Below are 26,468 nucleotides of genomic sequence, written 5' to 3'. Positions count from 1 at the left end.
AGTCCGGCGATCAGCGAGGTGATGTTCTCCACCTGCGCGGCCGCCGCCTGGGTGTTGCCCTTCGCCGCCTCGACGTCGGCCCAGCTGGGGTACTCGGCCGCCTGAGCGGGCGGAGCGACCAGCAGGCCCGCGAGCAGGGCCACCGCGGCCGAGACGAGGGCCGTGCCGCGGAGACGGCCGAGCCGCGGCGCGCCGGAGGGGCGTGCGGGGCGGGAACGGCGCGGGGAGTGGAGCATGGGACCTCGGAGCTGGAGACGGAGTCCTCCCTCGGCGGCGGTGCGGCTCCGACGCGCGGGAGTGATGATTCCGACCAACACTAGTCAAGGCCCTCCCGTAGACCTAGAGATCGGCGTCGCCCGTCCGGGGCACACGGGGTGCTGGCGTGCTTCGTCGGGTGTCGAGCGACCGATTTTGCATATCCGGCCCGCTGTCCCTATGCTTGCGTGTCGGTAGTCATGGTGGGTCGGCCGCAGGTCGCCCCGGCGAGCTTCCGGCCCCATCGTTTAGTGGCCTAGGACACCGCCCTTTCACGGCGGCAGCACGGGTTCGAATCCCGTTGGGGTCACGGATGAGGGCTACCGCAGCAAGAGAAGTGCACCACCGCAGAACGGCCGGAGACGGACGGGATGTGAAAATCGAACAGCCTCGAAGGCAGTATGCTTGTCTTCGCAACGAGGCCCTGTAGCGCAGCTGGTTAGCGTGCCGCCCTGTCACGGCGGAGGTCGCGGGTTCAAGTCCCGTCAGGGTCGCAGAGAGGCCCTTCCGAGAGGAAGGGCCTTTTCCAGGAGACGACGAGTTCGTCTCCTCGCGGCACGGTCGTCCTCGGACGGCTCCTCGCCACGGCTCTGTAGCTCAGTTGGTAGAGCGCACGACTGAAAATCGTGAGGTCACGGGATCGACGCCCGTCGGAGCCACGGAAACCCTCGCCTAGCTTCTACATGGCGGGGGTTTCTTCCGTTAACGGGTCGGCCCGGCCGCCGCGTGAGCCGCCGCCCGGCGGCCGGCGCGTGACGCTCCTGCCTCGGTCCCTTCGGGACGGGTCAGTCGAGCTTCGACCGGACGGCGGCCACGAACTGCGGCACCCCGGCGCGGGCGAGTGCGAGCAGGAAGTCGTCGACGGTCATCGCCGGAGAGTCGTACCCCTCGACGAGCTCGACCAGGGCGCGGAGCGTCGGCGCGCGGTACAGGTCGAGCTGATCCAGCAGGAAGACGTCGGGGTGGAGGATCTCGAGGTCGAACGGTTCGACGGACCCCGGCGGGAAGTCCTTCGTGTTGAACGTCACCAGCACCTCGGCGCCACCACGGACGGCGGCGGCGAGGACGTGCCGATCCTTCTCGTCGTTCGTCATCGTGGGCACCAGGTCGTCGTAGCCGGTGACCATCGCGTCGGCGAAGCAGCGCTCCATCGTGCCGACGCGCTTCTCGACGAGAACCGGGTCCTCCCCGTTCTTGACCAGGTTCTTCGCCAGCTCGAACAGGACGTCCTTCGACCACAGCGGCCGGAACAGCCCGCGATCAGCGAGTTCGAGGACGAAGTCGTTGAGCAGCGCCCCGTAGAGGACGTTGGTGTCGAAGAAGGCCGGGAATCTCACTCAGCGTCGAGCTCCGCACGCCGCCTCACAGCGGCAGGCTCACCCACCTGGATCTTCGCGCCGAGACTCGCCCGCCGCAGTTCGCGCAGCGCGGCGCGGCGTTCGGCTCGGGAGTCCGCCTGGTAGGCGACCAGGTCCTCCAAACGGACACGACGGTGACGGCCGGGCTTGTCATGAGCGATGTCGCCCGCCTCCAACAGGCGGACCAGCGTGGGACGGCTGATCCCGAGGAAGTCCGCGGCCTGCTGAGTTGTCATCGTCGCCCCCTGCGGGACGACGGTGATGCCCTCTCCCGCGGCGAGGGCGTTCGTCACCTGATCGAGGATGCGGAAGATCTCGTCGGGGATGGGTCGAGCCCTGCCCTGAGGGTCGACCAGCGCCGCCTTGGACGAGTTCTGCGCCAGGAAGATCTCGAGCTCGCGCATCAGCGCGGCGAAGTCGAGGATCTCGTCGCGGGCGCCGGCCTCGGGGAGGTACGTCTGGGCCTTGAGGGCACCGCGTGGACGATCGGTGGAGGTGCTCATGGCATCGATCGTACTCGGCACAATCGAAAAAAACGAACACTCGTCGCGGAGACGGAGGGCTTGTCGCCTTGCGGATCGATGCACTCGAGCTCGACCGTCCGCACCGGCTCGTCGGCTCGTCGAATCGACCTCGGCTCGCGGGAACGGACCGATCCTGCGAGCCGGACGTGGTTCTGCGAGCCGGAGGTGCGCTCCGTGCGCTCAGCTGGGCTGCGTAGCCTGGGCGGGCCATGAATCCCGCCGCCTTCCCGCCGCCCGATCCGTCGACCGTCGCCCCCGAGCAGCCTCCCGTCGGCGCGCCGGTGCCGAGTGGGCCCGCGTTCGCGTGGGCGCCGCCGCCCGAGCCGCAGCCGTCGGTCGACGCTCCGTACTCCTCTCTCCTCTATCTGCCGGATCCGCGGGTGCGGTGGGGGCTGCCGACGGCGGCGCTGACCATCGCGGGGATCGTGCTGCCGCTCGCGCTGCTGATCCTGCTGTTCGGCTTCGGGGTGCTGCCCTACTCCCCCGGGCTCGTCTTCGCGGGATCCTTCGCCAGTTATCTGGTCGCGCTCGTCATCCCGTTCGCCGCGTCGCGGCTGCGCGGGCTCGGGTCGCTCGCCGCCGACTACGGGCTGCGGTTCCGCTGGATCGACGTGCCGATCGGGATCGGGCTCGGGATCGGCGTGCGGATCGCGATCGTGGCGGTGCTGCTCGCCTTCGCACCGCTGCTGCAGGACGCTCAGGGGAATCTCGAGCTCGACCCCGATCCGCTCTGGTTCGTGCTCAGCTCGGTGGCGATCCCGGTGCTGGTGGCGCCGGTCGTCGAGGAGATCCTCTGCCGCGGCGTCGTGATGCGGGCGGTGCGCAACCGGATGCTGCGGCGGAAGGACGGCGCCGCGCCTCCCAGCCGCGGGCGCCGGGTCTGGGCGGCCGTCTTCAGCGTGATCGCGTCGACGCTCGTGTTCGCTCTGCTGCACGGGCACCAGATGGTGAACCCGGCGACGGTCGTGACGCTCGGCGCGACGACCGTGATCGCGGGGCTCGCGCACGGGTGGATCTCGACGGTCACCGGGCGCCTCGGTGCGGCGATCGTCTCGCACGCGACGCTGAACGGGACCGCGGTGCTGCTGCTCGTGCTGGTGACGGCGCTGGGGTAGACGGGATCTCGACTCGATCGCCAGGCAGGCGGGCATGCTCGGAGGCCTTCGCCTGCTGATCGAGCAGCCGGGCAGCGGCGGATCGAGACCCGATGTGCGGGCGACGGTGGATCTCGATACGCCCGCGATGCGGGCTACTCGATCAGCAAGAGGGCGAGGCGGGCTGCTCGATCAGCAAGCAGGCGGGGTGGGCCGCTCGATCAGCAGGCGAGCGAGGCCGGCTGCTCGATCGCCGGGACGACGCGAGCGGGTCAGACGTCGACGACGCGGAGGACCGGGTCCAGGGGCAGCTCGCCGCGGACCTGGCGGTGCAGGCGCTCCATGTCCGCGTCGAGCGCGGCGGCGGTGCGGGCCGCGTCGGCGAGGCCGTCGAGCAGCTGCTGCGGCACCTGGCGCTCGTACTTGTAGTAGATCTTGTGCTCGAGGCTCGCCCAGAAGTCCATCGCGATGGTGCGGAACTGGATCTCGACGCAGACGTCCACCGAGCCGCCGGAGAGGAACACCGGCACCTCGACGATCGCGTGCAGGCTCTTGTAGCCGTTCTCCTTGGGGTTGGCGATGTAGTCCTTCACCTCGAGGACGCGGACATCGGCCTGCGAGGTGAGCATCTCGAAGACGTCGTAGACGTCCGAGACGAAGCTGCAGGTGATCCGGACGCCCGCGATGTCGGTGATCGCGCCGGCGATGCCCTCGAAGGAGGTGTCGCAGCCCTTGCGCTCGATCTTCTCGATCAGGCTGTCGGAGGACTTCAGCCGGCTCGACACGTGCTCGATCGGGTTGTACTCCCGCATCTCGCGGAACTCCTCCTGCAGGATCGTCACCTTCGTGACGATCTCGTCCATGCCGAACTTGTACTGCAGCATGAACCGCGCGAAGTCGTCGCGGAGGGCCCGGATCTCGGCGACCGTCGTCGCGTCGAGCGCCTGGGCCACCTCGTCCGTGAGCGGGGGCACGGCGGGCGCTGCACGGTCGGAGGATCGGGGTTCCACGGTCGACCACCCTACGCGCGGGCACCTCGGGCCCGGATGTGAAGCGCCATCGCGGTTCCGAGGAGTCGCCCTTCCTCCCCTTGGGGGACGACCCGCCCGGCCCCTGATGGGTAGCGTCGGAGGATGTTCTCCGCTCTCAACGTCTTCGGGATCCTGTACATCGTCGCGGCCGTCGCCGTCGTCGTGATCGTGCTCGTCCTCGCCGTGCTGCTCTGCCGGCTCGCGATCGCGGCGCGGGAGAACCAGCTGGCGACGGTGCGGCTGCGCGAGCTGCAGATCGAGCGGCTGCTCCTCGACGAGGAGTGACCACCGCCCGCGATCAGGGCAGCGCGGGGTGCGACTCCGGGCGGGAGACCTTCGGGATGAGCAGGCCGAGCACCACGGCGACCACGGCGCCGATCGCGCCGATGACGAACGTGGTCTGGAACGCCTCGGAGCTCGGCAGATCGACGGCGCCGACCGAGACGGTCAGCTGCGCCAGGACCGCCGCGGTGACCGCGGACGACAGCGTCGTGCCGAGCGTGCGCATCAGCGAGTTCAGTCCGTTCGCCGCCGCGGTCTCGGAGGCGGGCACGGCGTGCATGATCAGCGTCGGCATCGCGGCGTAGGCGAGGCCGAGGCCGACGCCGATCAGTGCGTTGATCACCAGGATCTGCCACACCTCCGCTCCGAACGGGAGGATCAGCAGATAGGAGACGGCGATCAGCGCCGCACCCGAGACCAGCACCAGGCGCGGACCCGACTGGGCCGAGAGGCGGGCCGCGAGTGGCGAGGTGGCCATCATCGCGAGGCCGGAGGGCGCCAGCACCAGGCTGGCGACGATGAGGCTGAGGCCGAAGCCGACGCCCGAGGCCGCGGGAAGCTCGAGGCGCTGCGGCAGGGTGATCTGCGCGCCGAAGAAGGCGAAGCCGACGGCGACCGAGGCGAGGTTCGTGAACAGGACGGCGGGGCGGGCGGCCACCCGCAGATCGACGAGCGGGCTCTCCTGCCGCAGCTCGTACCAGCCCCAGATCAGCAGGACCGCGACGCCGCCGAGGCCGGAGCCGAGGATCGCGGGGCTCGTCCAGCCCGCGTCGTTGCCGCGGGAGACGGCGATCAGGATGCCGCTCAGTCCGATCGCGAGGCCGATGGTGCCGACGATGTCGAAGCGGCCCGGCGAGCGCAGGGTCGAGACCGGGATGACCAGGAGCACGAGGACGATGTCGAGCACGCCGAGTCCGGCGGACATCCAGAACAGCACGTGCCAGTCGAGGTTCTCGGCGACCAGCGCGCTCAGCGGCAGTCCGAGCGCGCCGCCGATGCCGAGCGTCGCGCTGACCAGGGCGATCGCGCCGGGCAGGCGGTCGCGGTGCAGGGTGTCGCGGAGGATCGAGATGCCGAGCGGGATGACGCCCATCACCGCGCCCTGGAGCGCGCGGCCGACGACGAGGGTCCAGACGTCGTCCGCGAAGGCGCAGACGATCGAGCCGAGCACCAGGACGACGAGCGCGGCGAGCGCCATCCGGCGCTTGCCGTAGAGGTCGCCGAGCCGGCCGGAGACCGGGGTGAGGATGCAGGCGCTGAGCAGCGTCGCGGTGATCACCCACGCGGTCTCGCTCCGATCGGCGCCGAGCAGCGTGGGCAGCTCGGACTGGATCGGGACGACCAGCGTCTGCATGAACGAGGCGCTCATCCCCGCGAAGGCGAGGACGGCGGTGATCAGGCGGGGGCTGGGCGAGCGGGTCAGCGAGCGTCTGTCGGAGTCGGGCACGGCGGTCCTTCGTGTCGGCGGCGTGGACCAGCGGGGCGCCGGAGTTCCGGCGTCCTGCGGGGCGGGTCGTATTGCTCAGCTTTGCATCGCCGGGCCTCTGAGCCGAACCGACCGATGCTCGGAAACCTTCCCGATCGCTCTACCGGGCGGCGGCGGGCGGGACGAGGATGGGCGCATGATCGAGATCGAGAGCTGGATCGCCGGCTACGAGAAGGCCTGGGCGACGGACGACCCCGCCGACGTCACGGCGCTCTTCACCGAGGGCGCGGAGTACTTCACGGCGCCGTACGAGGACGCCATCACTCCGCGCGACGCCATCGTCGACTGGTGGCTGGCGGAGAGCGAGCCGGACGACCCGACGTTCGCGTGGGGGCTCGTCGCGCTGACCGAGACGACGGCGGTGGTGGAGGCGCGGACCATCTACCCGTCGGACCGGACGTACCTGAATCTGTGGGTGATCCGCTTCGCGCCGGACGGGCGGGCCTGCTCGTTCACGGAGTGGTACATGGAGGAGCCGAGCGACTCGGTGAGCTGAGGGGCGGGGTCGCGAGACGCCGCTGCGCGGCTGCTCGACCAGCAGGCGAGGGGGCGCAGCGGAGGTCGAGCGGGCGGGCGTTCCCTGCTGATCGAGTAGCCCGCGCAGCGGGCGTATCGAGATCCACCGCCTCCTGCACGCGGGGTCTCGATACGCCGCTGCGCGGCTACTCGACCAGCAGGGAGGGCGGGGTCAGAGGGCGGAGCCCTCGACCGCGAAGGTGTCGCAGGCGGTGGCGTCGGCGTCGAAGCCGGCCTGGAACCAGCGCTGGCGCTGCTCGGCGGAGCCGTGGGTCCAGCCCTCGGGGTCGACGGTGCCGGTCGCCTGCTCCTGGATGCGGTCGTCGCCGACGGCCGCGGCGGCGCTCAGGGCGTCGCGGTACTGCTCCTGCGTCACGGGCTTGAGGTAGGGGGTGCCGGTCTCGTCGGGGACGGTCGAGGCGTCGCCGGCCCAGGCTCCGGCGTAGCAGTCGGCCTGCAGCTCGAGGCGGACCGAGTCCGAGTCGGGGCCGGTGCCGCTGCGGTCGGCCGACTCCATCGCCCCGGTCAGGCTCTGGATGTGGTGGCCCCACTCGTGGGCCAGGATGTACATCTGCGCGAGCGAGCCGCCCGAGGTGCCGAAGCGGGTGCGCAGCTCGTCGAAGAAGTCGGTGTCGAGGTAGATGGTCTGGTCCGGCGGGCAGTAGAACGGACCGACAGCGGCCGTCGCGTTCCCGCAGCCGGTCGTCGTCTGGTCCTCGAAGACGATGACGCCGCCGGTCGTCGTGTAGCTCGCGCCGATCGCGCCCGCCGCGCCGGCCCAGTAGCGGTCGAGCGACTCCGCCGCGCCCTCGAGCCGGCAGTCGACCTCGGCATTGGCGTCGGCGCCGCTGTCGCAGGCGACCGCGGTGCTGGTGACCTGATCCGGCGACGTGCCGCCGCCGCCGCCGACGAGCCCGCCCAGCCCGGACAGGTCGACGCCGAGCAGCTGCGAGAGCAGGGCGAGCACGACGACGCCCACCGCGCCTCCGCCGACCGCGATGCCGGTGGTGCGGCCGCGCCGGCGGACCTTGCCGCCGCTGAGCTGGGAGTCGTCGTTGAAGGTCATGCGGTCAAACTAGCGCCGACCGAGGACACGCTGCCCGGGGTTGCGGACGGCTCGGGCGGCTCGGACGGCTCGGGCGGATCAGCCCCAGCGCGACTCGCTGGCGTCGCGGATGATGTCGAGCAGTGCCTCGCGCAGCGGCCCGTGGTCGAGGGTGCCGGGCAGCATGTCGACCTCGAGCCGGTGCGCGCGCTGCCACGCCTCGGTCCCCTTCGCCGTGAGGGACACCAGCTGGCGGCGCCGATCCGCGGGGTCGCTCACGCGGGAGACGTGCCCCTCGCGCTCGAGCCGCTCGATGGTGCGCGACATGGTCTGCACCTCGACGTGGGCGGAGGCGGCGAGCTCCTTCTGCGCGGCCGGGCCGGCCTGCAGCAGGTGCAGCACGACCAGGCCCGCGTGGGTGAGGCCGATCTCGGCGAGCGCGCCGTGCCAGGCGTGCTCGACCATCCGGGACGCCGTGGCGAGGAGGCGGCCGGTGGGCCAGCCGTCCATCCCCGGGGTGTCGTCCACGCGCATCCGCCCAGGCTAGTCCGCCCGTCGCCGATGCGGGACGACCCTGCGCGAGCGCTCAGGAGGCGAAGCGGTCGGTCGCCTCGATCAGCGCGTCGAGGATGCCCGGCTCGTCGAAGGCGTGGCCGGCGTCCGGGATCAGGTGGAAGTCGGCCTCGGGCCAGGCCCGGTGCAGGTCCCAGGCCGTGAAGGCCGGCGTGCACATGTCGTAGCGGCCCTGGACGATGACGGCCGGGATGCCGCGGAGCACGCCGACGTCGCGGATCAGCTGCCCCTCCTCGAGCCAGCCCCTGTGCACGAAGTAGTGGTTCTCGATCCGCGCGAAGGCCAGGGCGAAGGCGGGGTCCGACCAGGCCGCGATCATCTCCGGCTTCTGCAGGAGGGTGATGGTCGAGGACTCCCAGGTGGTCCAGGCGACGCCGGCCGGGCCGTGCACCGCCGGGTCCTCGTCGTGCAGCAGCCGGTAGTAGGCCTCGATCAGGCTGCCGCGCTCGCCCGCCGGGATCACCGAGGTGTAGCCCTCCCAGAGGTCCGGATAGACCGCGGCGGCGCCGCCCTCGTAGAACCACTCGAGCTCGGCCCAGCGGAGGGTGAAGATCCCGCGGAGGACGATCTCGGTGACGCGCTCGGGGTGCGACTCGGCGTAGGCGAGGGCCAGCGTCGATCCCCAGGAGCCGCCGAAGACCTGCCAGCGCTCGATGTCGAGGTGCTCGCGGAGCTTCTCGAGATCGGAGACGAGGTACCAGGTGGTGTTGGTGGAGAGGTCGGCGCCCGGCTCGCTGGCGTGCGGGGTGGAGCGGCCGCACATCCGCTGGTCGAGGAGCACGATCCGGTACTTCTCGGGGTCGAACAGGCGGCGGTGGGCGGCCGAGGCGCCGGCGCCGGGGCCGCCGTGCAGGAAGACGACGGGCTTGCCCTCGGGGTTGCCCGACGCCTCCCAGTAGATCTCGTGGCCGTCGCCGACGTCGAGCATCCCGGTGTGGAAGGGCTCGATCTCGGGGTACAGAGTGCGCATGGGCCGCACACTACTGACGATCAGGGACGGGAGGAGCGATTGCACGCGGCCCGGCTCCGGATGCGCCCGGGGGTTGCGCATCCGGGCAGGTGTCAGGCCTGCTCGAGGACCGCCTCGGCGCGCTCGGCGTCGCCCTCGGCGAGTCCGCGGTCGATGGCCCGGCGCGAGGCGAGCCAGAGCATCACTCCGGCGACGAGGACGAGCGTCTCGGTGACGGTCAGCGCCCAGATGATTCCGCCGAGGCCGAACCAGAGGTTCCCGAGCAGCACGACCGGGACGAAGAGCACGCCCTGAGTGAGCGACAGGGTCGTTGCGGCCAGTGCGCGTCCGGTCGCCTGGAACAGCGAGGTGAGCAGGCCCGCGAAGCCGTTCGCGATCATCGCCACGAGCTGCGCCGCGAGCACGACGGCGCCGAGGGTCAGCACGCCGGGGTCGTCCGCGAAGATCGCCAGCACCGGCTCGTGCAGCAGCCAGAGGGCCGCGGCGGCGAGCACCGTGATCGTCCCGACCGCGACGCCGGCGCCGCGGAGGGCGGAGCGCAGTCGCTCGCGGTCGCCCCTGCCGTAGGAGTAGGCGAGCAGCGGCAGCACGCCGAGCGTGATGCCCATCACCAGGAACTCGGGGACCTGCGCGATGCGGACCGCGACGCCCATCGCCGCGAGCGGTCCGTCGCCGTAGGCCGCGGCGAGGTTGTTGAGCACGAGCGCGGTCACGATCAGGAAGCCGGACTGGAGCAGCTCGCCGGCGCCGACGCCGAAGACGGGCTTCAGCACGCTCGCGCGCAGGGTGAACCAGCGCGGCGAGAGGTCGATGGTCTCGCTGCGGCGCTGCAGCCAGAGGGCGAAGTAGCCGACCACGAGCAGGTTCGCGAGGCCCACGGCGAGCGCCGCTCCGGCGACGCCGAGGTGCAGCACGAGGATGAAGAGGACGTCGAGGACGAGGTTCGCGACGGTCGAGAGCAGCAGGCCGATCATGACCTGGCGGGCGGCGCCCTCCGACCGCACCAGCTGCTCCAGGCATAACGAGGCCGCGAGCACCGGGACGAAGGCGAGCGTCACCGCGGTGAAGGCGCCGGTCGCGGCCGCCGTCGTCGCGTCGGCGCCGAGGAGCGACACCAGCGGACCGAGCAGGAGCAGGCCGAGGCCGCCGAGGACGGCGCCGGTGACGACCGAGCCCCAGAGCGCGAAGGAGGCGACGTGCTTGATCTCGCCCGCCTGCTCCGGGTCGCGCTCGGAGGCGCCGAGCAGGCGCGAGATCAGGGCGCTGCCGCCGACGCCGAAGACGCCGCCGACGGCCATCACCAGGCCGAGCAGCGGGGAGCCGAGGGTGATCGCGGCGAGCAGGGTCGCGTCGTGCAGCGAGCCGATCACGCCGGCGTTGATGACGTTGTAGACGGCGGAGACGATCATCGCGGCGGCCATCGGCACGCAGAGGTGCAGGAGGGCGCGGACGATCGGGGCGGAGGAGAGGTACCAGCGGTCGGAGCCGGGGGTGGCGGTGGTAGTGGGGGTGGCGGGGGTGGCGGGGGTGGCGGTGCTCATGAGAGGGCTTCTTCCGGGCAGGGTCGAGCGCGCGCCGAGGGTCGCCGGCACGGCGCGAGGAGGGAGGGCGCGCCGGTGGAGGCGCGGTCGAGGCGCCGAGCGGAGGGCGCGGTGAGGGAGCGCGCGAGGGAACGGCGCGTGAGGAGGGGCGGAGGCAGGGCTGAGAGCCCGAACGCCTAGCGGGTGGGGGGCGGCAGGACGGCGGTGATCTTGGTGAGGAGCGCCTGGAGGGTGGCGCGCTCCCCGGGGTCGAGGGGGGCGAGGAGGGTCTCGTCGGCGGCGAGCATCGCCTCCTCGAAGCCGGCGATGAGCTCGGCGCCCTCGGCGGTGGCGAAGACGCGCTTGCGCCGGTCGTCGCCCGCCTCGGTGCGCCGCTCGACGAGTCCGCGGCGCTCGAGCCCCTGCAGGAGGCTCGTGACGCTCGCGGCGCTCGTGCGGCTGACCTCGGCGATCTCGCGCTGGATGACGCCGGGCGTCTGCGCGAGGTAGCCGAGGACGAAGGCCTGCTCGTGACTGAGCTCGCGGACGCGGATCCAGTCCTCGCCGGCCTTGCGCTGCGCCCACGCGAGCCAGCGGACGAGCTCGAGTCCGGAGGCGGGGCGGGTGCGGGGATCCTGCATGATCAGGACTCTAATGGTTTGATCTCTAATGATCAAGGGTCGAGGACGGGGGATCTCGATACGCCCGCTTCGCGGGCTACTCGATCAGCAAGGCGGCCCCCGCTGGTCGAGCAGCGCGGGCTGCTCGATCAGCAAGGCATCCCCCGCTGATCGAGCAGCGCGCACGCTGCTCGATCAGCAAGGCAGCAACCGCCGGTCGAGCAGCGCGCAGCGCGCGTCGAGACCCGCCCTCCGATGCGGCGCGCAGGCGCCCGGACTAGCGTCGGCCGCATGAGCATGCAGCGCACCCCCGTCACCGTCGCCGTCACGGGAGCGGGAGGCGCGATCGGCTACGCCCTCCTGTTCCGCATCGCCTCCGGGCAGCTCCTCGGGCCGGACGTCCCAGTGCGGCTGAGCCTCCTCGAGATCCCGGCCGGCCTGCGCTCGGCGGCCGGCACCGCGCTCGAGCTGCAGGACGGCGCCTTCGGCCTGCTCCGCGGGATCGAGGTGTCCGATGACCCAGCCGCCGCGTTCGACGGTGCGAGCGTCGCCCTCCTGGTCGGCGCCCGACCGCGCTCGGCCGGCATGGAGCGCGCCGACCTCCTCGCCGCGAACGCCGGCATCTTCGGCCCGCAGGGGGCGGCGCTCAACGAGAACGCCGCCGACGACATCCGCGTGCTCGTCGTCGGCAATCCGGCCAACACCAACGCCTGGATCGCCCGCGCGAGCGCGCCCGACATCCCGGCCGGGCGCTTCACAGCGATGACGCGCCTCGACCACAACCGCGCCGTCGCGCAGCTGGCCGCGAAGCTCGACGCCCCGGTCGACGCGATCTCCGGCGTCACCATCTGGGGCAACCACTCCGCGTCGCAGTACCCGGACGTGACGCACGCGGTCGTCGACGGCCGCCCCGTGGCCGAGCTGGTCGACGCCTCCTGGCTGCACGAGGAGTTCGAGCCGCGGGTGGCCAAGCGCGGCGCCGAGATCATCGAGGTGCGCGGTGCCTCCTCCGCCGCCTCGGCCGCCTCGGCCGCGATCGACCACGTGCACGACTGGGTGACCGGCACCGAGTGGACCTCCGCAGCGGTCGAGTCCGACGGCTCCTACGGCGTGGAGGAGGGACTGATCTCCTCGTTCCCCGTCCGCTCCGTCGACGGCGAGTGGCGGATCATCCCGGGCCTGGAGATCGACGCCCACTCGCGCGCGAAGATCGACGAGTCCGTGCTCGAGCTGCGCGCCGAGCGCGACGCCGCCCTGGCCTTCCTGCAGCGCTGACTCCGGTCGCGAGATGCCACTTGTGCACGCTTCTCACGGCGTGTCGCGTGCACAAGTGGCATCTCGCGGAGGGGGTCAGCGCTGGGAGGACTTCTCGGGGGTGGGGAGGGTGCCGGCGGCGCGGGCGGCCTCGTACCAGGCGTGCGCCTCCTCCTGTCGGGTCGCCTCGGCGCCGCTCGCGATCGACGCGCGGATGTGCTCGGGGCGGTAGCCGAACGCGGCGACCAGATCGCCGGCGTGCGGGCGCAGTCGGGCCAGCAGGCGGTCGATGTAGGAGGTGACCGCGAGCGCGCGCTGCGAGGAGAGCCGGCCGTGGATGAGGTACCAGTCCAGGTGCTTCTCGATCAAGCCGAGACCGAACAGGTCGCGGAGCCAGGTCAGCACCGTGCGCGTCCCCTCGTCCTCGATCGCCGCGAGCCCCTCGGTGAACGCCTCCCACTGCAGCAGCTCGGCGTGCGCGCGGGCGGCCTCGATCAGCTCGCTCTGGTGCGCGTTGAAGAGCCGGGCGGCTTCGTCCGACGGAAGCTTCGACGCGGAGCGGAGCCGTGACGCGACTCCGGAGACCATGCTCTCGACCCGGTCGGTCAGCAGCTCGCGCTGCTCGTCGCGGAGCTGGCCGACCGAGCGGGCGGTGGAGCCGCGGTCGGCGACGACCTGCGCGAGGCGCCGCAGGCCGGAGGTGTTCACGGTCGCGCCGGCGACCTGGCCGACGGCGTAGCGCGCCAGCTCCCCCGGCTGCGCGTTCTTGAAACGGCGTCCGACGTCGGTCAGCAGTCGCTTGGCGACGAGCTGGAGCAGGACGGTGTTGTCGCCCTCGAACGTGGCGTAGACGTCGAGGTCAGCGCGGAGCTGGGTGAGCCGGTTCTCGGCGAGGAATCCGGCGCCGCCGCAGGCCTCGCGCGCCTCCTGCAGAGTGTCGAGCGCGTGCCAGGTCGACAGCGCCTTGAGGCCCGCGGCGAGCGTCTCGAGGTCCTGCCGCGACTCGTCGGTGTCGTTCTTGCCGGAGAACACGTCGTCGAAGGCGCGCAGGAGCCGGTCGTGCGCGAAGCCGGCCGCGAAGGTGGTCGCCAGGCGCGGCAGCAGTCGGCGCTGGTGCCGCTGGTAGTCGAGCAGCACCTCCTCGCGGTCGCCGCCGCCGGTGAACTGGCGGCGCTGATCGCCGTAGGTGACCGCGATGGTGAGGGCGATCTTCGAGGCCGCGACCGACGCGCCGTCGAGCGAGACGCGACCCTGCACGAGGGTGCCGAGCATGGTGAAGAAGCGGCGGCCCGGGCTCGCGATCGGCGAGGAGTAGCTGCCGTCGGCGGCCACGTCGCCGTAGCGGTTGAGCAGGTTCTCGCGCGGCACGCGGACGTGGTCGAAGTGCAGGCGGCCGTTGTCGATGCCGTTCAGCCCGCCCTTCAGGCCGTCGTCCTCGCCGCCGACCCCGGGGAGGAAGGCGCCCTCGCCGTCGCGGATCGGCACGTAGAACGCGTGCACGCCGTGGTTCACGCCGCGGGTGACGAGCTGGGCGAAGACGACGGCGGCCCGACCGTCCACCGCGGCGTTGCCGAGGTAGTCCTTCCAGGCCGCGCGGAACGGGGTGGTCAGGACGAAGTCGCCGGCCTCCTCGTCGAAGGTGGCGGAGGTGGCGATCGAGGCGACGTCGGAGCCGTGGCCCGTCTCGGTCATCGCGAAGGCGCCCGGGATCTCGAGGCTCATGATGCCCGGCAGCCACTTCTCGTGGTGCGGCTGGGTCCCGAGGTGCAGCACGGCGGCCCCGAAGAGGCCCCACTGCACGCCCGACTTGATCTGCAGCGACGCATCGGCGGTGACCAGCTCCTCGAAGCCGGCGATATTGCCGCCGTGGTCGGCCTCGCCGCCGAGCGCGACCGGGAAGGCGCGGTGCACGCCGCCCTCCGCCGCGAGGACCCTCATCTGCTGGGTGACGCGGGCGCGGTGGTCGGCCATCGAGAGGCCGTCGGTCCGGTGCAGCTCGGGTCGCGAGGTGAGGGCACGGGTCGCGAGGCGCTGCTCGCGCCAGTCGCCGAGCAGCAGCTCGCCGAGCGCGGCGACGTCGACGCCGGGTGCGCCGTCCTGGTCGAGCCGGGCGTCGACCTCGGTGGCGAGCACGTCGACGGGCGGCGGCGGGGTGATCGGGCCGGAGCGGGAGCGGCGGGTGCGGGAGCGGGATCCGGCGCGGTCGGCGGCGTTCGCGGCGGAGTGGGGGCGAGGCGCTGTGGTGCTCATGAGGAGGATCCCTTCGACCGTCTTCGGTTCGAGCCGCTCGCGATCGGCCGGCGGCGGAGGATCGAGCGGTCGATCCCGTCGCCGTGCGTCGGGAGGCGGTGCTCCTGCACGCTAGGTCGGGCCGCTGCTCCGCGGAAAGGTTCCGTCGCGCGGCGACAAAGGGCGCCGGGCGCGGGCGGGCGCGCGTTGTCGGAACCGGCCAGGGGGCGGGGGGGGGGCGGATCCGCCGGTGGCAGACCTCGGGTGCGCCGACCCGGGGGCTGAGGAGGGTGGGTCTCGATACGCCCTTGCGGGGCTACTCGACCAGCACGGGGACCTGGGGCGCCGGGAGGGGCGTGGTTAGGCTCGGAGCATGAGTGAGCCGCAGCTGCCTCCGCCTCCGCCGCCCCGCCGGGAGAGCCGGCCGGACTGGCGGCCGCCCACCTCGATGGAGTCCGTGCAGGCCCTCGAGTCCGCGCGACCCTCGGGGCCCGGCACGCCGTGGACCGCGGCACGGCAGCGAGGCCCGGTGCGGGTGTGGGACCTGGTGCTGACGATGGCGCTGATCCTGTGCGCGCTCGGGGCGACGCTGCTGCTGTCCTACTTCGGGCTGTTCTTCGCGATGGCGAGCGACGCCTGCATGGGCTCGAACGACTGCGACGGCGACCTGATCGGCTGGGGCGTGCTCGTCGCGGCCGGCGGGGTGTGGCTGCCGTTCCTCGCGGCGATCGTCGTCTCGATCGTGCTGCTGGTGCGGCGGCGGATCGCCTTCTGGGTGCCGATCGCGGGGCTCGCCCTGTCGTTCGGCTGCACCGTGCTCGGCGGCTGGATGGCGACCGTCGGCTCGGGGACCTGACGGGCGGGGCTCAGTAGCTGTCCCAGCCGGGGTCCTCGTCGGGCTCCTCCGGCGGGACCCAGTCGTCCTCGGGCGGGGCGGAGGAGACCGGCGGACCGGACCTCTCGCCGCCGAAGGACGGGCGCGCGGCCGACGAGCGCGCGGATGCGGTTCGGGCGGCCGGCTGCCGGCGGGCCGGGGCGGCCTCCTGGGTGTCGTCCGGCTCGGCGATCTCGGGCGTCTCGCCCGCGACCACGGCGAGCACCGCTGCGCCGTAGGTGATCAGCTTCTTCTGGCCGACACCGCCGATGACGCTCAGGGCGTCGATCGTGGACGGCTCGACCGTCGCGATCTCGCGCAGGGTCGCGTCGTTGAAGACGACGTAGGCGGGGACCGACTGCGCGCGGGCCTGGGCGACCCGCCACTCCCGCAGCCGCTCGAACAGGGGCTGCGCCTCGGCCGAGAGGTCGGAGACGGTGGAGCGGCCGGAGCGAGACGAGCCGCTCGAGCGCGCGGGGCGCTCCGGCTCCTTGCGCAGCTCGACCTTGCGCTCGCCGCTCAGCACCGACGCCGACTCCGGGGTGAGCACGAGTGTGCCGAAGCCGTCGTCGTTCACGCCGAGCAGGCTCTGCGCGAGGAGCTGGCGGGCGACGCCGCGCCACTGCGTGTCGCTGAGGTCGGCCCCGATGCCCCAGGTGGCGATCGAGTCGTGCTTGTGCTGGGTCGTCCGAGGCGTGGTCTTGCCGCGGAGGATGTCGATGATGTGGCCGGCGCCGAACTGCTGGTTGCGCTCGCGCTTGAGCCGGACGACCGTCGAGAGGAACTTCTGCGCGGCGACCGTGCCGTCCCACGAGGCGGGCGGCTCGAGGCAGGTGTCGCAGTTGCCGCAGGCCGTGCTCTCCTGGCCGAAGTAGGCGAGGAGGTTCACCCGGCGGCACTGCACCGTCTCGGAGAGGGCGAGCATCGCGTCGAGGTGCGCGGACATCCGCCGCCGATGCGCGAGATCGCCCGGGGACTCGTCGATCATCCGGCGCTGCTGCACCACGTCCTGCAGGCCGTAGGCGAGCCAGGCCGTGGAGGGGAGGCCGTCGCGACCGGCGCGGCCCGTCTCCTGGTAGTAGCCCTCGACCGACTTCGGCAGGTCGATGTGCGCGACGAAGCGGACGTCGGGCTTGTCGATGCCCATGCCGAACGCGATGGTCGCGCAGACGATGACGCCCTCCTCGCGGAGGAAGCGCGACTGCGCGGCGGCCCGGACCCGGGCGTCAAGACCCGCGTGGTACGCGACCGCGTCGAAGCCCGCGGCGCGCAGGGCCTCGGCCGTCGCCTCGACGCTCTTGCGCGAGAGTGCGTAGACGATGCCCGCGTCGTCGGCGTGCTCGCGCTTGAGGAAGTCGATCAGCTGCTTGCGCGGCTCGACCTTGTTGACGATCCGGTACTGGATGTTCGGCCGGTCGAAGCTGGAGATGAAGTGGCGGGCGGCGCCGAGGTGCAGGCGCGTGGTGATCTCGCGGTGGGTCGCCTCGGTCGCGGTCGCGGTGAGGGCGATGCGCGGCACGTCCGGCCAGCGCTCGGCCAGCTCGCCGAGCGCGAGGTAGTCGGGACGGAAGTCGTGGCCCCACTGGCTCACGCAGTGCGCCTCGTCGATCGCGAAAAGGGCGATGCGGCCGCGGGCGAGGAACTGCTTGGTGCCCTCGTTGCCGAGGCGCTCGGGGGCGACGTAGAGGAGGTCGAGCTCGCCGTCGAGGTAGGCGCGCTCGACGCGCTGGCGCTCCCCCATGTCCTGCGTGGAGTTCAGGAACTCGGCGCGCACGCCGTTCGCGCGGAGGGCGTCGACCTGATCCTGCATCAGGGCGATCAGCGGCGAGACGACGACGCCGGTGCCCGGCCGGACGATCGAGGGGATCTGGTAGCAGAGCGACTTGCCGCCGCCCGTGGGCATGAGCACGACCGCGTCGCCGCCGCCGATGACCTGCTCGACGATGGCCTGCTGCTCGCCCCGGAACGAGCCGTAGCCGAAGACCCGCTCGAGGATCTCCTGCGCCGCGCCGGAGGGCCCGGCCGTGGCGTCGGAGGGCCCGGCCGCGGCGTCCGTGGTCGGGAGCTCGGCGGTCGAGAGGGCGGTCGCGGTCGGCTCGGTCACCCGTGGAACTCTACCCGCCGCCTCCGACGCGACCCCGGGCCGGCGGCGTTCTGGGGAGGGTCGTCGCGGCTGCGGGGCTGGGGAGGAGGGTCGGTCGCGCCGGTCTGCGGGGGTGGGTGGGTGGGTGGGTGGTGGGTGGGTGGTGCATCGTCCGGCAGGTGCGACCGACCTCCGGCACGTGGAACCGCCTCCGGCACGCTGGAAACCGCCGATTCCACGAGCCGGAGGTGGAATCGCGAGCCAGAGGTGGACGGGGCGCACCTCTGGCGGGCGGGACACATCTCGGGCACGTGGAACCGTCTCCGGCACGCCGGAAACCGCCGATCCGACGAGCCGGAGGTCGAATCGCGAGCCGAAGGTGGACCGGACGCACGTCTGTCGGGTGGGACGCACCTCTGGCGGGCGGGGCGCACCTTCGGCACGTGGAATCACCTCCGGCACGCAGAAAACCGCCGATTCCACGAGCCGGAGGTCGAATCACGAGCCGGAGGTGGGCCGGACGCACCTCTGGCCGGCGCGGCGCATCTCCGGCAAGTGGAAACACCTCCGGCACGCCGGAAACCGCGGATCCGACGAGCCGGAGGTCGAATCGCGAGCCGGAGGTGGGCGGGCGGGCGGCGGTCAGAGCTCGGTGATCGTCTTCGTGTCGCCGTCCCAGAAGCGGACGCTCGCGAGGCCGACGGGGAAGGGCCCGCCGAGCAGCGGCACGGCTTGGCCGAGCTGCTCGGCGCGGAGACGGCGGGAGACGCTGATGTGCGGGGTCCACGCGTCCGGGAGCGACGTCGGCACGGCACCCGGTATCAGCGCCGCGGCCCGCGAGTGCAGGGCGTCGAGCGCGGGCGAGCGGACGACTCCCCAGGCGAGGACGAAGCGGGCGGCGTGCGGGAAGAGGAGCACGGCGCCGAGGTCGACGGTGGCGGGAAGCGGGCCGAGCGCGCCGGGCGGCGGCGGGGTCAGCTCGGGGCCGGCGAGGAGGGTGAGGTGCGGCCGGTTGCTCGCGGCGGTGTGCAGCGAGAGGCTCGGGACACCGGCCGCCTCGAGCGCCTCCCACTGGCCGCGGATCCGCGCCTCCGACTCCGGATCGAGGAGGACTTCGAGGCTGCGCATGCCCCCATCCTGCCGCGCCGGCCTCGTCGCTCCCCGCCGCCCGCCCGGTCCGCGCCCGCGCAGCCGCGCGACTCTCCAGAAGTTGCGGTTGTCGACGCCGAGTACCGCAACTACTGCGTACTCGCCGCGTCCGCACGGTCCCGGGCGACCGGCGGGCTTCGCGAGGATCCAGAAGTTGCGGTAGTCGGGCGCGACTACCGCAACTTTTGGAGGGTGGGGGGGCGGGGGGCGGCAGGGCGCTCGGGGTCAGCCGATCGTGACGAGGGCGGAGAGCAGCTCCGGGGCGCGGCGGTCGAGGAGGCGGCCGCCGACGCGGATGCCGAGGAGGGCGAGCGCGGTGCCGAGCACCAGGGCGGCGGCGAGCGCCGCGACGCCGAGGCCGGTGCTGCCGCCGACGAGCGAGATCGTGCCGAGGATCAGCGACGGCAGCGAGAGGACCGCGGTCGCGCCCATGCTGCCGAGCATCACGATGCTCGAGATCATCCCGGAGCCGGGCGGCGTCTTGAGCGGGCTGTCGCCCGGCGCCGGCACCGGATAGACGACCAGCGCCGAGGCGACGCTCGAGACGCCGAAGCCGGCGAGCACGAGCGCGAGCGCCATGCCGAGGACCGCGGGGATCGCCTCCGGACGCCCCGCGTACAGGCAGGTGCCGACCGAGACGACGAGCACCGCCGGCACGCCGATCAGTCCGGCGGCGATGACGCGGCCGGCGCGGTCGGCCGAGCCGGCGACTCCGGAGCTCACGTGCGCGGCCCAGGCGGTGCCGTCGTAGGAGACGTCGGCGCAGAGGGTGACCCCGAAGATCAGCGCGATGAAGAGGGACGAGAGGACGACCAGCATCGATCCGCCGCCCTGCAGCGCGCTGTAGAAGACGGCGAGCACCACCACGGCGGGGATCACCAGCAGGCCGCGGCTGTAGCGCGGGTCGCGCCACCAGTAGCCGAGCGCGCGGGCGGCGATCGCGCCGGTGGGCGTGCCGGGGAAGCGGCCGAGCAGCCCGATCCCCTGCGCCCCCGAGGAGGCCGGCCCGGACGACGCGGCCGGCTCGGCCAGCGCGTGCCGCAGCGCCCGCGCCCACAGCCACACCAGCACGGCGAGCGTGGCGACGCCGATCGCGAGACGGCCGAGCGCCGTCACCCAGTCGCCCGCGACGACGGCCCCTGGCACGCCCCAGATCGCGCCGAGCGGCGACCAGCCGAGGGCGGAGGCGATCACGGGCAGCACGTCGAGTCCCTCGCGGATCACGTTCATCAGCCCGATCAGCAGCGGACCGATCAGGATGACTACGACGAGGACGACCCCGCCGATCACCTCGCGGTAGCGGCGGCTCGAGCCCAGCCCCGTGGTCAGCGCACCGAGCAGGCGGGAGGCGACCACGCAGGTCGCGACGCCGATCACCGCGGCGACGAGGCCGGGGAGGATGCCGATCGGGTGGCTCCACCAGGCGGCGGCGGAGGCGAGGGCGCCGAGCGAGGTGACGATCCCGGGGATCCCGGCGAGGCCGGCCGCGGCGAGCCCGAGCATCAGGGTGCGCAGCGGGATCGGGAAGGTCGCGAGCGTCGCCAAGTCGAGGCTCTGATCCGACCCCGAGACGAAGACCGGCCCGAGCACCCAGCCGAGCAGCAGCACGGAGCCGCCGAGCACGAGGGCTACGCTCGCGAACGCCGGGTCGGTGGCGCCGAGCGCGACCAGTCCGACGACGACGAGACCGAGGACGACGATCGCGTACAGCCCGCCGAAGACGACGCCGACCAGCTGCCACACGTTGCGGGTCAGCGTGTTGCGCAGCAGCAGCAGGCGCAGCCTCAGGAGATGCGCAACCATGCCGGGCCCTCCTGGTGGGTGCGGCCGCCGACGAGGTCGACGAAGCGCTCCTCGAGGCTGGAGCCGGCGCGGACCTCCTCGAGCGTCCCGGCCGCGAGCACCCGGCCGTCGGCGATGACGGCGACGCGGTCGCACATCCGCTCGACCAGGTCCATCGAGTGGCTGGAGACGATGACGGTGCCGCCGGACGCGACGTAGCCGGTGAGGATGTCGCGGATGTTCGCGGCGGACACCGGGTCGACGGACTCGAACGGCTCGTCGAGCACCAGCAGGCGCGGGGCGCGCACGAGCGCGCAGGCCAGGGCGATCTTCTTGGTCATGCCGGCGGAGTAGTCGACGACGAGCGTGCGGTCGGCCGGGTCGAGACCGAGGAGGTCGAGCAGGTCGCCCGCGCGCTCGAGGACGGTCGGGCGGTCGATGCCGCAGAGCAGGCCGTAGTAGGTGATGAGCTGCAGGCCGGTGAGCCGGTCGAAGAGCTTGACGCCGTCGGCCAGCACGCCGATCAGGCGCTTGGCCTCCAGGGTGTCCCACCAGACGTCGACGTCGTGGATGGTGACGGTGCCCGCGTCGGGACGGAGCAGGGCGGTCGCCATCGAGAGGGTGGTCGTCTTGCCGGCGCCGTTGGGGCCGACGAGGCCGAAGAAGGAGCCGGCCGGCACGTCGAGGTCGATGCCGGCGACGGCCTCCTTGTCGCCGAAGCGCTTGCGGAGGCCGCGGATGCGCAGGGCGATCTCGTCCTGGCGGCCGGTGGCGTCGGGGGCGGCCCAGGCGGGGGCGGGGAGCGGGGTGGCGGGCGCGGCCTGCGCGGTGGCCGGGGCGTCCTGCTCGGTGGCGGGGGCGTCCTGCTCGGTGGCGGTGGCGGGGTGCTGCGGGGTGCCTGTCGGCGTGGTCCCGTTCGAGCCGTCCATGGGGTCCCTTCGGTGCGACTGTCCTCTGGGCCGCGGTGGGCGGCCGCCTCTCCACGGTAGCGACGGGCGGGCGCGGCGGCATCAGCCGCGGGGAGGAGGGTGCGGGCCGGCGTGGGGAGGACCTCCGGCACGTGAGAACGCGTTCGGCTCGCGGGGATCGACGGATCTCGCGAGCCGAAGGTGGTTCCGCGAGCCGGAGGTACTCCGCCCGGCAGCTCCGGCACGTGAAAACGCGTTCGGCTCGCGGGAATCGATGGATCTCGCGAGCCGGAGGTGGTTCCGCGAGCCGAAGATCGTCCGCCCGGCACCTCCGGCACGTGGAAACGCGTTCGGCTCGCGGGAATCGACCGATTCGGCGAGCCCGAGGTGGTTCCGCGTGCCGAAGGTGGTTCCGCGTGCCGGAGATCGCCCGCCCGGCAGCTCCGGCACGTGAGAACGCGTTCGGCTCGCGGCAATCAGCGGATTCAGCGAGCCCGAGGTGGTTCTGCGTGCCGGAGGTGGTCCGCCCGGCAGCTCCGGCACGTGGGAACGCGTTGGGCTCGCGGGGATCGACGGAATCGGCGAGCCGGAGGTGGTTCGGCGTGCCGGAGGTGGTGCGGGGCGGGGCGGGGCGGGCGTGTCTAGGCTGAGCCGCATGCCCACGCTCCTCCTCGTCCGTCACGGGCGCACCACGGCCAACACTGCGGGGATCCTCGCCGGACGCACGGCCGGGGTCCGCCTCGACGACGTCGGGCGCACGCAGGCCGCGCGCACCGGGGAGCGGCTCGCCGCCGTGCCGCTCGCCGCCGTCGTGTCGAGCCCGCTCGAGCGCTGCCGGCAGACGGCGCGGTACCTGCTCGAGCGGCAGGACGGCTCGCCGGCGACGCCGATCGAGAAGGGCATCACCGAGTGCGACTACGGCGAGTGGCAGGGGCGCTCGCTGCGGGACCTCGCCAAGGAGCCGATGTGGTCGGTCGTGCAGAACCAGCCGTCGGCCGCCGTGTTCCCCGGGGGCGAGGGGCTCGCGGGCATGCAGTCGCGGGCGGTCGCCGCGATCCGGCGGCACGACGCGGGGGTGGCGGCGGAGCACGGGGCGAACGCGGTGTGGGCGGCGGTCAGCCACGGCGACATCATCAAGGCGGTGCTCGCCGACGCGCTCGGGATGCACCTCGACCTGTTCCAGCGGCTGTCGGTCGGGCCGGCGTCGGTGTCGATCATCCGCTACGGCGCGGGGCGGCCCGACGTGATCGCGATGAACACGGAAGCGGGCGACCTGGGGTGGCTGCGGGCGCCGGCGCCGGTGGAGGCCGAGGCGCCGGTCGGAGGCGGGGCGGGGCACGAGTAGGGGCGGGGATCTCGATACGCCCGCTGCGCGGGCTACTCGATCACCAAGAGGGGGCGCTGCGTGGCCTGCTCGATCGGCAGAGGGAGGGCGCTGCTCGATCTGCGGGCAGCCGTCGGCGTGCAGGGGCGGGTCAGCCGGGCGCTCGTAGACTGGGCGCATGCCCATCGTGCACGGATTCGACTGGCCCGACCGCGTCGTCGTGGGGACGGTCGGCTCCCCCGGCTCGCGCTCCTTCTACCTTCAGGCCCGCACCGGACCGCGCGTCGTGAGCGTCGGCCTGGAGAAGCAGCAGTCGGCGCTGCTCGCGGAGAAGATCGACGAGATCCTCGACCAGCTGATGTCGGCGGAGGGCAACCCGGCGAGCGTGCCGCCCGGCACCCCTCCGGAGCTCGTCGACAACGAGCCGCTCGACCAGCCGGTCGCGGCCGAGTTCCGCGTCGGCAGCCTCAGCCTCGGCTGGGACCCGTCGACGGCGCAGGTCGTCATCGAGGCCTATCCGGTGGTCGAGGGCGACGAGGACGACACCGACGACGAACCGGTCGTCCCGGAGGAGATGCTGCAGGTGCGCATCCCCGTGGGCACCGCCCGCGCCTTCGCCAAGCGCACCCTCGAGGTCGTCGGCGCCGGCCGCCCGCTCTGCCCTCGCTGCGGCGAGCCGATGGACCCCGACGGGCACGACTGCCCGCTCACATGAGCGACGCGCCCGATCCCAGCGACGCGCCCGAACCGAGCGACGCCGACCTGCAGAGCGGCGAGCTGGAGCTCACCGGCCGGATCACGGTCGCCTCGAACGCGACGTTCCTCGGCAGCATCGGCAGCACCTCCGTCGTCTACAAGCCGGTCGCCGGGGAGAAGCCGCTCTGGGACTTCCCGGACGGGCAGCTCGCGGGCCGCGAGGTCTCGGCCTACCTCGCCTCGGAGGCGCTGGGCTGGAACGTCGTCCCGCGCACCTGGCTCCGCGAGGGTCCGCTGGGCATCGGCATGGTGCAGCTCTGGCAGGACATCGATCCGGAGCAGGACGCCGTCGACCTGGTGCCGGCCGACGCGGTTCCGGACGGCTGGCGGCACGTGCTCGACGGCAGCGACGCGGAGGACCGCGACATCTCGCTCGTGCACGAGGACTCGGCGGCGCTGCGGCGGATGGCCGTCTTCGACGTCGTCGTCAACAATGCGGACCGCAAGGGCGGGCACGTGCTCGAGATGCCGGGCGGCCACCGCTACGGCGTCGACCACGGGCTGACCTTCCACGTGGAGCACAAGCTGCGGACGGTGCTCTGGGGCTGGGTCGGCGAGCCGCTGACCGACGACGAGCTCGCGGCGCTGAAGCGGCTGCGCTCGGCGATCGACGGGCCGCTCGGCGCCGCGCTCTCCGAGCTGCTGCTGGAGGAGGAGATCGCGACGTTCGCGAAGCGCTGCGACCGGCTCCGCTCCTCCGGTCGCTTCCCCGCCCCCCGCGGGAGCATGCCCGCCGTGCCGTGGCCGCTGTTCTGACCCCGGACGGCGAGCCGAGCGCCTAGAAGCCCCAGCCGCGGCCGAACAGCTCGTCGCCCGGCGGACGCCCGCCCGGTGCCGCTCCGCGCGCACCGAGGTAGGACGACACGACCGCGGCGCCGAGGTCGTCCGCCTCCGGGTTCACGACCGAGCCGCCGACGCGGCGCGCGAGCGAGTCGATGAAGCGGGCGAGCCCCGGGTCGTCGCCGAGCCGGAAGAACGTGGTGTGCGCGCCGAGCCGGGTGGAGGCGTCGAGCTCGCGGACCGAGACGGCGACCGTCACCGGGTCGGGCGGGTAGTCGAAGTAGACCTGCCCGTCGGGCTCGAGGTGCGCGGTCGGCTCGCCGTCGGTGACGATCAGCAGGACCGGCTGCGCGCTCGGGTGCTTGCGGAAGTGCCGGTTGGCGAGCAGCAGGGCGTGGTGCAGGTTGGTGCCCTTCTCCCACTCCGCGTCGAGGCCGACGAGCCGCTCGACGTCCATCACCTCGGCCTGGCGCCCGAAGGCGATCAGCTGCAGCTCGTCGCCGCGGAACCGGCTCGAGATCAGGGTGTGCAGGGCGAGCGCCGTGCGCTTCATCGGCACCCAGCGGCCGTCCATCGCCATCGAGAACGAGGTGTCGACGAGGAGGGCGACGCAGGCCTGGGTCCGCGCCTCCGTCTCCTGCACCTCGACGTCGCCGATCTCGATCCGGACGCCGGCGCCGGTCTCGCGACCCTCGCCGGCCGTGCGGGTCAGCGCGTTGGTGAGGGTGCGGGTGACGTCCCAGGCCTCGGTGTCGCCGAACTCCCACTGCCGGGTCGCGCCGGAGCGCTCGCCCGCGGCGCCGGCCCGGCGCACGTCGCGCGCGCCCTGCCGGCCGGACATCGTGTCGGCGATGTCGCGCAGCAGTGCCTTGCCGAGCTGGCGCATGGCCTTGGGGGTGAGGGTGAGCGCGCCGTCGGAGCCGCGGCGCAGGGTGCCGGAGTCGCGCAGCGCCTTCTCGAGGCGCTTGAGGGTCTGCGCGTCGACCGCCGCGTCGTCGCCGAGGCGGCGGGCCAGCAGGTCGAGGTCGAGGTCGTCGAGGTTCGACTGCGCGTGCGGCTGCGCGAGCTGGTCGGCGAGCGCGTCGAGGTCGGCGAGCTCCTGGAAGACGCCGGTGCCGTCGCCGAGGCCGAGGCCCTGCTCGCCGTCCATCCGCTCGGAGCCGCCCCAGTCCTCGCCGGGGCGCAGGCCCCGCAGGGTCTCGTCCAGCTGCCCGAGGGACTGCATCAGCTCGGGCGTGCCGAAGGCCTGCTGGGCGAGGGCGTCGAGCTCGTCGCGCTGCTGCTGGGTCATCGAGTTGCGCATCCGCTGGGCCGCGGCCGCGCGGGCAGCCAGGGCGTCGATCAGCTCGTCGACGGTCTCGGGCCGCTCGGGGAAGTACTCGCCGTGCTGCGCCATGAAGGCGTCGAACTGCTCGGGGGTGTCCTCGCCGCGGGCGTGCGCCTCGAGCAGGGCGTTGAGGTCGCGGAGCATCGCGTCGATCGCCGCGCGGTCCTCGTCGCTTGCGTTCTGCAGGGCCTGCTTCATGCCCTCGAAGCGCTGCTCGAGCATCTCCGCGCCGAGCAGCTCCTTGATCTTCTCGAAGTCGGCGCGCGCCTCTGGGCTCTGCCAGCGGTAGTCCGAGAGCTCGGAGACCGCGGCGGCGGGCGAGGGCGGCAGGCTGTCGAGCTGGATCTCGGCGAGGGCGCGGTCGCCGTCGTCCATCTGGGTGTCGCGGGCGAGCTGCTTGCGCTCGGCGAGGACGGCGCGGTCGAGCAGCTCGCGGACCTCGCGCAGGGTGCCGTCGAGGCCGTGCTTCTGCGTCAGCTCGCGCCGGCGCTCGGCGACGCGGGCGGCGAGGTCGTCCAGACCCTGGCCGTCGCGACCGCCGCGGCGGAGGAACTCGCGCATGGCGCGCTCGGGCGAGGTGCCGGCCATGACGTCCTCGCCGACGGCGTCGAGCGCCTCCGCGAGGTCGACGGGCGGGGCGAGCGGGTCCGGGCCGCCGTCGTAGCGGGAGTAGCGGGCGTCGCGCCCGAGACGGCGGTTACCCCTAGGCACGCGCGGTCCCTCCGGCG

23 protein-coding genes and 3 tRNA genes are annotated in these 26,468 nt (G+C 73.0%); 11 read left to right on the top strand and 15 right to left on the bottom strand.

All coding sequences use genetic code 11. From position 1 onward, the window contains the following. Positions 1-492: 492 nt before the first annotated feature. The 3 genes from GSU72_RS02910 to GSU72_RS02900 all read left to right on the top strand — a co-directional run bounded on the left by GSU72_RS02910 (position 493) and on the right by GSU72_RS02900 (position 914). A tRNA-Glu gene (locus GSU72_RS02910) sits at positions 493-565 on the top strand. A gap of 110 nt (positions 566-675) precedes the next feature. Further along, positions 676-749 (top strand) — tRNA-Asp (locus GSU72_RS02905). A 92-nt stretch (positions 750-841) separates the two neighbouring features. After that, positions 842-914 (top strand) — tRNA-Phe (locus tag GSU72_RS02900). A gap of 126 nt (positions 915-1,040) precedes the next feature. Here the strand turns inward: GSU72_RS02900 and GSU72_RS02895 are convergent. Then, positions 1,041-1,592, bottom strand: a complete 552-nt coding sequence (locus GSU72_RS02895) for a PIN domain-containing protein (RefSeq protein WP_159983572.1) — start codon at positions 1,590-1,592, stop codon at positions 1,041-1,043. After that, positions 1,589-2,116, bottom strand: a complete 528-nt coding sequence (locus GSU72_RS02890) for a helix-turn-helix domain-containing protein (protein WP_159983570.1) — start codon at positions 2,114-2,116, stop codon at positions 1,589-1,591. Before GSU72_RS02890 ends, GSU72_RS02895 begins: the two co-directional genes overlap by 4 nt. Positions 2,117-2,346: 230 nt before the next feature. On the opposite strand from GSU72_RS02890, the gene GSU72_RS02885 reads away from it, so the two are divergent. After that, positions 2,347-3,252, top strand: a complete 906-nt coding sequence (locus GSU72_RS02885; protein ID WP_159983568.1) for a type II CAAX endopeptidase family protein — start codon at positions 2,347-2,349, stop codon at positions 3,250-3,252. A 251-nt stretch (positions 3,253-3,503) separates the two neighbouring features. Here the strand turns inward: GSU72_RS02885 and GSU72_RS02880 are convergent, their stop codons facing one another. After that, positions 3,504-4,115 carry a GTP pyrophosphokinase family protein gene (locus GSU72_RS02880; protein ID WP_159986604.1) on the bottom strand — a complete coding sequence of 204 codons (612 nt, stop codon included), beginning with the start codon at positions 4,113-4,115 and terminating at the stop codon, positions 3,504-3,506. A 249-nt stretch (positions 4,116-4,364) separates the two neighbouring features. Here GSU72_RS02880 and GSU72_RS02875 point away from each other — a divergent pair, with 249 nt between their 5' ends. Next, positions 4,365-4,547 carry a hypothetical protein gene (locus GSU72_RS02875; RefSeq protein ID WP_159983566.1) on the top strand — a complete coding sequence of 61 codons (183 nt, stop codon included), beginning with the start codon at positions 4,365-4,367 and terminating at the stop codon, positions 4,545-4,547. 13 nt (positions 4,548-4,560) lie between these two features. On the opposite strand, the gene GSU72_RS02870 is transcribed toward GSU72_RS02875, so the two are convergent. Beyond that, entirely contained in the window at positions 4,561-5,991 is a 1,431-nt protein-coding gene (locus GSU72_RS02870; protein ID WP_244255944.1) for an MFS transporter, read from the bottom strand. 175 nt (positions 5,992-6,166) lie between these two features. Between GSU72_RS02870 and GSU72_RS02865 the strand changes: the two genes are divergently transcribed. After that, positions 6,167-6,526, top strand: a complete 360-nt coding sequence (locus tag GSU72_RS02865; protein WP_159983564.1) for a hypothetical protein — start codon at positions 6,167-6,169, stop codon at positions 6,524-6,526. A gap of 192 nt (positions 6,527-6,718) precedes the next feature. On the opposite strand, the gene GSU72_RS02860 is transcribed toward GSU72_RS02865, so the two are convergent. From GSU72_RS02860 to GSU72_RS02840, 5 genes are all read right to left on the bottom strand, one after another. Further along, a complete protein-coding gene (locus GSU72_RS02860; protein ID WP_159983562.1) occupies positions 6,719-7,612 on the bottom strand; it encodes a neutral zinc metallopeptidase in 894 nt (297 codons plus the stop codon). A gap of 78 nt (positions 7,613-7,690) precedes the next feature. Further along, positions 7,691-8,125 carry a MarR family transcriptional regulator gene (locus tag GSU72_RS02855; protein WP_159983560.1) on the bottom strand — a complete coding sequence of 145 codons (435 nt, stop codon included), beginning with the start codon at positions 8,123-8,125 and terminating at the stop codon, positions 7,691-7,693. 52 nt (positions 8,126-8,177) lie between these two features. Beyond that, positions 8,178-9,134, bottom strand: coding sequence for a prolyl aminopeptidase (gene pip / locus GSU72_RS02850; protein WP_159983558.1), 957 nt, complete (start codon positions 9,132-9,134; stop codon positions 8,178-8,180). Between the two features lie 92 nt (positions 9,135-9,226). Beyond that, the gene (locus tag GSU72_RS02845; RefSeq protein WP_159983556.1) at positions 9,227-10,675 is read right to left on the bottom strand and encodes an MATE family efflux transporter; all 1,449 of its coding nucleotides are present in this window, start codon (positions 10,673-10,675) and stop codon (positions 9,227-9,229) included. Between the two features lie 176 nt (positions 10,676-10,851). Further along, the gene (locus GSU72_RS02840; protein ID WP_159983554.1) at positions 10,852-11,295 is read right to left on the bottom strand and encodes a MarR family transcriptional regulator; all 444 of its coding nucleotides are present in this window, start codon (positions 11,293-11,295) and stop codon (positions 10,852-10,854) included. A 276-nt stretch (positions 11,296-11,571) separates the two neighbouring features. On the opposite strand from GSU72_RS02840, the gene GSU72_RS02835 reads away from it, so the two are divergent. Further along, positions 11,572-12,549, top strand: coding sequence for a malate dehydrogenase (locus GSU72_RS02835; protein ID WP_159986602.1), 978 nt, complete (start codon positions 11,572-11,574; stop codon positions 12,547-12,549). A 75-nt stretch (positions 12,550-12,624) separates the two neighbouring features. Here GSU72_RS02835 and GSU72_RS02830 read toward each other — a convergent pair whose 3' ends face one another. Continuing rightward, positions 12,625-14,778 carry an acyl-CoA dehydrogenase gene (locus GSU72_RS02830; RefSeq protein ID WP_159983552.1) on the bottom strand — a complete coding sequence of 718 codons (2,154 nt, stop codon included), beginning with the start codon at positions 14,776-14,778 and terminating at the stop codon, positions 12,625-12,627. A gap of 352 nt (positions 14,779-15,130) precedes the next feature. Here GSU72_RS02830 and GSU72_RS02825 point away from each other — a divergent pair, with 352 nt between their 5' ends. Beyond that, positions 15,131-15,613 carry a DUF6264 family protein gene (locus GSU72_RS02825; protein ID WP_159983550.1) on the top strand — a complete coding sequence of 161 codons (483 nt, stop codon included), beginning with the start codon at positions 15,131-15,133 and terminating at the stop codon, positions 15,611-15,613. 10 nt (positions 15,614-15,623) lie between these two features. On the opposite strand, the gene recQ is transcribed toward GSU72_RS02825, so the two are convergent. The 4 genes from recQ to GSU72_RS02805 form a co-directional block, all read right to left on the bottom strand. Then, positions 15,624-17,627, bottom strand: a complete 2,004-nt coding sequence (gene recQ, locus GSU72_RS02820) for a DNA helicase RecQ (protein ID WP_244256075.1) — start codon at positions 17,625-17,627, stop codon at positions 15,624-15,626. Between the two features lie 729 nt (positions 17,628-18,356). Further along, positions 18,357-18,842: a 2'-5' RNA ligase family protein gene (locus GSU72_RS02815; protein ID WP_159983546.1), complete on the bottom strand. Its 486-nt coding sequence runs from the start codon at positions 18,840-18,842 to the stop codon at positions 18,357-18,359. Between the two features lie 246 nt (positions 18,843-19,088). Next, positions 19,089-20,666: a transporter gene (locus GSU72_RS02810; RefSeq protein ID WP_159983544.1), complete on the bottom strand. Its 1,578-nt coding sequence runs from the start codon at positions 20,664-20,666 to the stop codon at positions 19,089-19,091. Next, a complete protein-coding gene (locus tag GSU72_RS02805) occupies positions 20,648-21,574 on the bottom strand; it encodes an ABC transporter ATP-binding protein (RefSeq protein ID WP_159983542.1) in 927 nt (308 codons plus the stop codon). Before GSU72_RS02805 ends, GSU72_RS02810 begins: the two co-directional genes overlap by 19 nt. A 634-nt stretch (positions 21,575-22,208) precedes the next feature. On the opposite strand from GSU72_RS02805, the gene GSU72_RS02800 reads away from it, so the two are divergent. The 3 genes from GSU72_RS02800 (at position 22,209) to GSU72_RS02790 (ending at position 24,389) form a co-directional block, all read left to right on the top strand. After that, complete coding sequence (locus GSU72_RS02800; protein WP_159983540.1) at positions 22,209-22,898, top strand: histidine phosphatase family protein; 690 nt, start codon at positions 22,209-22,211, stop codon at positions 22,896-22,898. A 157-nt stretch (positions 22,899-23,055) separates the two neighbouring features. Further along, a complete protein-coding gene (locus GSU72_RS02795) occupies positions 23,056-23,592 on the top strand; it encodes a DUF3090 domain-containing protein (RefSeq protein WP_159983538.1) in 537 nt (178 codons plus the stop codon). Then, positions 23,589-24,389, top strand: coding sequence for an SCO1664 family protein (locus GSU72_RS02790; protein ID WP_159983536.1), 801 nt, complete (start codon positions 23,589-23,591; stop codon positions 24,387-24,389). The genes GSU72_RS02795 and GSU72_RS02790 overlap by 4 nt, the downstream gene beginning before the upstream one ends. A 22-nt stretch (positions 24,390-24,411) precedes the next feature. On the opposite strand, the gene GSU72_RS02785 is transcribed toward GSU72_RS02790, so the two are convergent. Beyond that, on the bottom strand, positions 24,412-26,451 hold the full coding sequence (locus GSU72_RS02785) for a VWA domain-containing protein (RefSeq protein WP_159983534.1): 2,040 nt from the start codon (positions 26,449-26,451) through the stop codon (positions 24,412-24,414). Positions 26,452-26,468 lie beyond the last annotated feature (17 nt).

Source organism: Rathayibacter sp. VKM Ac-2760 (assembly GCF_009834185.1).
Taxonomy (GTDB): domain Bacteria; phylum Actinomycetota; class Actinomycetes; order Actinomycetales; family Microbacteriaceae; genus Rathayibacter.
The sequence above is the reverse complement of the archived record's forward strand: the minus strand, read 5'-3'. Positions and strand labels throughout refer to the sequence as shown.

Bases quoted from the DNA above. Each gene is read 5' to 3' on its own strand.
- GSU72_RS02890 (WP_159983570.1), bottom strand. From the start codon at position 2,116: ATGAGCACCTCCACCGATCGTCCACGCGGTGCCCTCAAGGCCCAGACG.
- GSU72_RS02885 (WP_159983568.1), top strand. From the start codon at position 2,347: ATGAATCCCGCCGCCTTCCCGCCGCCCGATCCGTCGACCGTCGCCCCC.
- GSU72_RS02880 (WP_159986604.1), bottom strand. From the start codon at position 4,115: ATGCTGCAGTACAAGTTCGGCATGGACGAGATCGTCACGAAGGTGACG.
- GSU72_RS02875 (WP_159983566.1), top strand. From the start codon at position 4,365: ATGTTCTCCGCTCTCAACGTCTTCGGGATCCTGTACATCGTCGCGGCC.
- GSU72_RS02865 (WP_159983564.1), top strand. From the start codon at position 6,167: ATGATCGAGATCGAGAGCTGGATCGCCGGCTACGAGAAGGCCTGGGCG.
- GSU72_RS02860 (WP_159983562.1), bottom strand. From the start codon at position 7,612: ATGACCTTCAACGACGACTCCCAGCTCAGCGGCGGCAAGGTCCGCCGG.
- GSU72_RS02855 (WP_159983560.1), bottom strand. From the start codon at position 8,125: ATGCGCGTGGACGACACCCCGGGGATGGACGGCTGGCCCACCGGCCGC.
- pip (WP_159983558.1), bottom strand. From the start codon at position 9,134: ATGCGCACTCTGTACCCCGAGATCGAGCCCTTCCACACCGGGATGCTC.
- GSU72_RS02845 (WP_159983556.1), bottom strand. From the start codon at position 10,675: ATGAGCACCGCCACCCCCGCCACCCCCGCCACCCCCACTACCACCGCC.
- GSU72_RS02840 (WP_159983554.1), bottom strand. From the start codon at position 11,295: ATGCAGGATCCCCGCACCCGCCCCGCCTCCGGACTCGAGCTCGTCCGC.
- GSU72_RS02835 (WP_159986602.1), top strand. From the start codon at position 11,572: ATGCAGCGCACCCCCGTCACCGTCGCCGTCACGGGAGCGGGAGGCGCG.
- GSU72_RS02830 (WP_159983552.1), bottom strand. From the start codon at position 14,778: ATGAGCACCACAGCGCCTCGCCCCCACTCCGCCGCGAACGCCGCCGAC.
- GSU72_RS02825 (WP_159983550.1), top strand. From the start codon at position 15,131: ATGAGTGAGCCGCAGCTGCCTCCGCCTCCGCCGCCCCGCCGGGAGAGC.
- GSU72_RS02815 (WP_159983546.1), bottom strand. From the start codon at position 18,842: ATGCGCAGCCTCGAAGTCCTCCTCGATCCGGAGTCGGAGGCGCGGATC.
- GSU72_RS02810 (WP_159983544.1), bottom strand. From the start codon at position 20,666: ATGGTTGCGCATCTCCTGAGGCTGCGCCTGCTGCTGCTGCGCAACACG.
- GSU72_RS02805 (WP_159983542.1), bottom strand. From the start codon at position 21,574: ATGGACGGCTCGAACGGGACCACGCCGACAGGCACCCCGCAGCACCCC.
- GSU72_RS02800 (WP_159983540.1), top strand. From the start codon at position 22,209: ATGCCCACGCTCCTCCTCGTCCGTCACGGGCGCACCACGGCCAACACT.
- GSU72_RS02795 (WP_159983538.1), top strand. From the start codon at position 23,056: ATGCCCATCGTGCACGGATTCGACTGGCCCGACCGCGTCGTCGTGGGG.
- GSU72_RS02790 (WP_159983536.1), top strand. From the start codon at position 23,589: ATGAGCGACGCGCCCGATCCCAGCGACGCGCCCGAACCGAGCGACGCC.